Source organism: Mesorhizobium sp. M2C.T.Ca.TU.002.02.1.1, from assembly GCF_003997225.1.
In genome coordinates this window covers 1-1014 of sequence record NZ_RZTO01001299.1, presented here as the reverse complement: position 1 = coordinate 1014, position 1014 = coordinate 1, and the positions used below count along the sequence as shown (strand labels likewise).

The 1014-nt window shown below is 69.1% G+C and carries 1 protein-coding gene; it reads right to left on the bottom strand.

The genetic code is table 11. The annotated features are described in order from the left end of the window. On the bottom strand, positions 1–1014 hold a 1014-nt coding region (locus EOD07_RS35620), incomplete at both ends, for a tlde1 domain-containing protein (RefSeq protein ID WP_127238452.1).

Here is a 1014-nt window from a genome sequence, read left to right as displayed (position 1 = left end):
ACGACGACGAGGCGCTTGATCTTGCCCTTTTTGTAGGCGGCAAGGAAGCGGTGGTAGTCCTTGAAGACGACACAGCCATTGGATTCGGCGCGGCCGCCGCGCAGCATGTAGGTGTGCGCGAGCAGGCCGTCGCGGCCGTATTTGTTCCGGCCGCTGGTTGGCGTCAGCCGGATCGCCTCGACGCCGTGGAAGCGCGATTCACGGATCGACAGATTGTAGGTGTCGGGCGGCGTCGGACCGACATTCTTGCGGTCGACGAAGCGCGGCTGGTCGACCATCGAACCCAGTCCCGAATGCGCCTCCAGCTTCGAGCCGTCGGGCATGTAGACGGTTCTCGCCGAGATATCGTAGACGGCGACGCCATTGCCCGTGGAGGGACCGTTGAAAAGGTTGCGGAACGCGTTGCCAAGGCCGCCGCTTTCCGGTGTGTCGGGCTTGGCATAGGCGAGCATCTCGGATGCCTGCGCCTTGCGCCTGCCGGGTTTGGCGTTGGCCACGAGCGGCTTTGAGCCCGCCACGCCCGGCAGAGTCTGGTCGCCGCTTCTCGGCGAGGCCGCCGTCGGCCAGCCTTGCGCGGTGTCGGCGGCCGTTGGCTGCGGCTTGGCCCTGGCGGCCTGCGGCTTAGCGGTCTCGGGTTTCTGCGGCTTGGCCGCGTTCTGTTCGGGCGCCTCGGTGGCGCGCTCGAGCGTGGTGCGCGGGCGAAGGCCGGGCACAGCAATCGTGTCGGGCAGACCGTCCTGCGGCGGCAGCGAGGCGACCTGGAACTCTCCACCCTGGCCATTGTCCGGCTTGCCGGCGACAGTGGGCGCGTCGCTGTTTTGCAGCGCGACGGCGGTCGGAACGTCGGCCGTCTCCTCCGGCGATATGTTGGCGAGCGCAAGCGCCAACTCGGAAGCGCCGGCGATTTCGGCCGGCTGCGAGCCGAACCGCGCTTCCGCCGGGGCGCCAGGCAGCGCGCCGCCGAAGCGGGTCGCCGAGGGCAGGCTGGCGAGCAGGAACGGCGCCTTCTCGGCG